The sequence below is a fragment of the Virgibacillus sp. AGTR genome (assembly GCF_016919725.2).
Lineage (GTDB): Bacteria > Bacillota > Bacilli > Bacillales > Amphibacillaceae > Virgibacillus > Virgibacillus salarius.
In genome coordinates, this window is the sequence record NZ_JAJERH010000134.1 from 1 (window position 1) to 3,422 (window position 3,422).

General features: G+C 35.4%; 5 protein-coding genes. All 5 read left to right on the forward strand.

Annotated elements, in window-relative coordinates:
• Positions 1–824 precede the first annotated feature (824 nt).
• The 5 genes from JUJ52_RS22650 to JUJ52_RS22670 all read left to right on the forward strand — a co-directional run bounded on the left by JUJ52_RS22650 (position 825) and on the right by JUJ52_RS22670 (position 3,328).
• Entirely contained in the window at positions 825–1,067 is a 243-nt protein-coding gene (locus tag JUJ52_RS22650) for a hypothetical protein (protein WP_228089217.1), read from the forward strand.
• 175 nt (positions 1,068–1,242) lie between these two features.
• Complete coding sequence (locus JUJ52_RS22655) at positions 1,243–1,818, forward strand: thermonuclease family protein (RefSeq protein WP_228089218.1); 576 nt, start codon at positions 1,243–1,245, stop codon at positions 1,816–1,818.
• Between the two features lie 24 nt (positions 1,819–1,842).
• Positions 1,843–2,259 carry a hypothetical protein gene (locus JUJ52_RS22660; protein WP_228089219.1) on the forward strand — a complete coding sequence of 139 codons (417 nt, stop codon included), beginning with the start codon at positions 1,843–1,845 and terminating at the stop codon, positions 2,257–2,259.
• A 231-nt stretch (positions 2,260–2,490) separates the two neighbouring features.
• Positions 2,491–2,727: a hypothetical protein gene (locus JUJ52_RS22665; protein ID WP_228089220.1), complete on the forward strand. Its 237-nt coding sequence runs from the start codon at positions 2,491–2,493 to the stop codon at positions 2,725–2,727.
• Positions 2,728–2,899: 172 nt separating this feature from the next.
• On the forward strand, positions 2,900–3,328 hold the full coding sequence (locus JUJ52_RS22670) for a GIY-YIG nuclease family protein (protein ID WP_228089221.1): 429 nt from the start codon (positions 2,900–2,902) through the stop codon (positions 3,326–3,328).
• The last annotated feature ends 94 nt before the right edge of the window (positions 3,329–3,422 follow it).

Consider the following 3,422-nt stretch of genomic DNA (forward strand, 5'->3'; position numbering starts at 1 on the left):
GTGATTGACTTGGCTTTAATGAGCGAAAGCGCCCTAACCGAGCTGTTATAACGGCTCGGTTATATTATAATTGTAATAATAAACATCATTGACGCACTTCAATACCTACAAGTAAATGGAGATGGTACCACGCCTATTTATTCAGACTCCGTTAGCGCCTTAGCTTGGGTTCACAACCAACGCTTGACTATCGTAATAAACGATCCGAAGACTTATTCTAAACTATCAACGCTGCGGTTCATTAGCGTAGTTCTAATAACTATACAAACCCGATCCTGAAGTGGGAAACGAAAGCATGGGGTGAATCGAAAGCCGATTTCAGTCGAAAGTAATACAATTAAACAAAACTAAACGATAAACTAAGAACCCCCCTACACCTACTATATAAAAAAACAAATAGTATTACGTGTTATGTAATACTATTTCGTAAACGTATATTTATAACGTAATTAGAAAGCAAAAATATTAACTATCATAGGAAAACAAAAAAAAGAACAAATCAATCTGATTAATAAGGGAACCTAATGAAAATGGAATTTACAAAAAGAGAAAAAGAACTGCTTTGGCGTGGATTATGTGACAGTGAAAGATCAGAAAAGCATAGAATACATCACCTTACTACCACCAAGACAACATTTAACACCCCAAGCCAAACAGAAGATGATTAAAAACAGCGAAAAACGACTGAAAGAAATTAACGATCTAAAAAATAAGTGGTTACATGTTATGTAATACTGTTTCGTAACCCAATCATTATTACGTAGAAGTGACAAGCAATAAGTTTACGATAACCATAAAAATATGGTGAAAAAGGAAATATAATTATGAAACATAATCAAGAAAAGTTTTATAAAGTCACGATGAGAGTCGAGGTGGAACGCGAAGTCTTGGCAAATTCCGAAGCAGAAGCACGTGAAAAAGTAGACACGTCAGATATGGTTTACGAAATCAAAAAATATAGAATGGCCGAAGAATTGCTGATCGAGGAAATAAAAAGTGGCACACCCAATGTGTATGCTCAAAGAGAAATACGCGGAAATCCGAAAGATCAACCAGCAACTCATTAATGCCAGAAAGAAACCGTATGAACCATCTTGCCTTAATCGATTAACGAATGAATTTCTGAATAGATTGAGAAGTTAATTCAATATGTGAAGAAACAGTATTACATAATACGTAATACTGTTTCGTAAACCCATCATGGTTACATAGAAAGAAACAACATAAAGGAGTGAGAATCCAATGATAAAACAAACAACGAAATGGCTGTGTGCCATTCTATTTCTCCTCGCATTCTTCACACTCAGTGCATGTGAGGAATGGGAAGCAACCTCGAACCAACAAACACCGCCAGAAACACTTAATAACAACGATTATGATAAAGGCCTAGTAGTCTATGTTATTGACGGAGATACGTTCGACGTACAACTGGAAAACGGTGAAACGGAACGCATACGACCGATTCTCGTTAACGCTCCAGAAATCTGTCATGATTCTAGTCCAGCAGACTGTGAACCTGAACCTTACGGAGATGAAGCAACAGATTTTACGAGAGATTTACTAGACGGAGAAACGGTCTATTTAGAGCAAGATGTATCGGAGCGTGATCCCTACGATCGACGGTTATATTATGTATATCTCGAAGATGGCCAAATGTTTCAAGAAATAATTCTAGCTGAAGGTCTGGCCGAAATTGCTGTGTTTGAACCAGACGTGAAATACCAATCACACCTGGAAACATTCGAGCAAAAAGCGAAAGACCAACAAATCAATATGTGGTCCGAATCCAACGACAGATTTACAATCATAAAAAATTAATAAAGCATGATTGAGGTGAATTCATTGAAGTTAAAATCATTTAAACTCATCTCCATTTTATTTGTTTGTGTTATTCCATTCGTAATATTAATTTTAGCCTTTATAAATATTGTGTTATATCTTGGCGCGGAGATGAAGTTTTATGCTTTAGAATTAAGTATACCGATGATTGTGTCGCTATTAATTGGTTATTTTATATCAGAAACAGCAGATGAATATGAGATACATTTATTTTATAAATACCATTCAGAAGAAAAAAAATCAAAGATGAAAACGGATTGTTCATCACAGAACCTCGTACCTGTTATATCTGTAAAGAAAAGAAGGCTTTTCACTTTATGTACAGCGGCATCATTTGTGCAAAGAAAGAGTACCAATACCGCGGAAAAACATGCTGTAACGATTGTGCCCCTGTTGTTCGAGAACAGAATCAACAGTTAGAAGAAAAGTATTCTATGAATGAAAGAGACGGGGACATGTCTGAAGGCGAATATCAGGCATACGGTCATTTATTTTAACACAAACATAAACAGCGTATGAACCATTGTATCCAGCCAAATACTAAGAAAGGTCACTTACCGAAAAAACAATCAACAAAAAAGCTATCAATTAGTCGGGCAATCTATTATTTATCACTCGACAGATAAATATATCACATCTACGCATGAATTGATGCAACATGCAGCCGAAGGAATTATTGGAGCGATAGACATCATCTGTACATCATGGCAAGAAGCAACCCTCGCTCATCATCAATTAGTACAAGATGAAATCCATTACGTGAACCAATTACCTTCTGTTAAAAGCATACTCCAATACATGAATGCAGATCGCAGTTCTGAACCCAAAATTAAAAGAGCGATTCATCAAAGATTAGAAAACTACACAAAGATGCAGATCTTGCTATGACATCATGGAGCGCGTTGCTTCATAAATAAATAAGTTCCTTACCGATACGAAAATTTCGTATCGGTATTGTTTTGAACAAAACGCTTAACATTCAGTATATTATTTATAAAAATTACCAAATTTTGGTATATTATAACTATTAGCTATTACGAATAAAAAGGGGGCTCGTCACATGTACTTATATCGATTTATCAACCAACACAGCAAAATTATTTATATAGGACGAACCAACAATGTTATCCGAAGACTTCGTAACGAACATTTTACCAATCGAGGACACTTACCAGAAGCCTGCTACAACGAAACGGTCACCATAGAAGTCGCAACGACTACAAGCCTAAACGAAGCAAAAATGTACGAGTTATATTATATTGAAAAATATCACCCTAAATACAATCAATCGGACATTGGTGGCGGTACCTTCTCATTTGAACTAAAAGATCTCACTTGGGAGACGTTTAATTTTCATACAGATAAAAACAACAAGACGAAACAAGAAATTTTATCGTTTCTGGACGAGAAGACTCCATCCTCAAGCAAAGCTAGAGTGGAGATGAATCGTGTTTTTTTGTTTCAAATGATTTGTAAAAACACTGAATGAACAGCGTTTTAATGTTATAATAAACATATATAGAAATCACATAAAAAGGTGGTGAAAATAAATGATAACCCATAAAGCGTATAAATTTCGTATC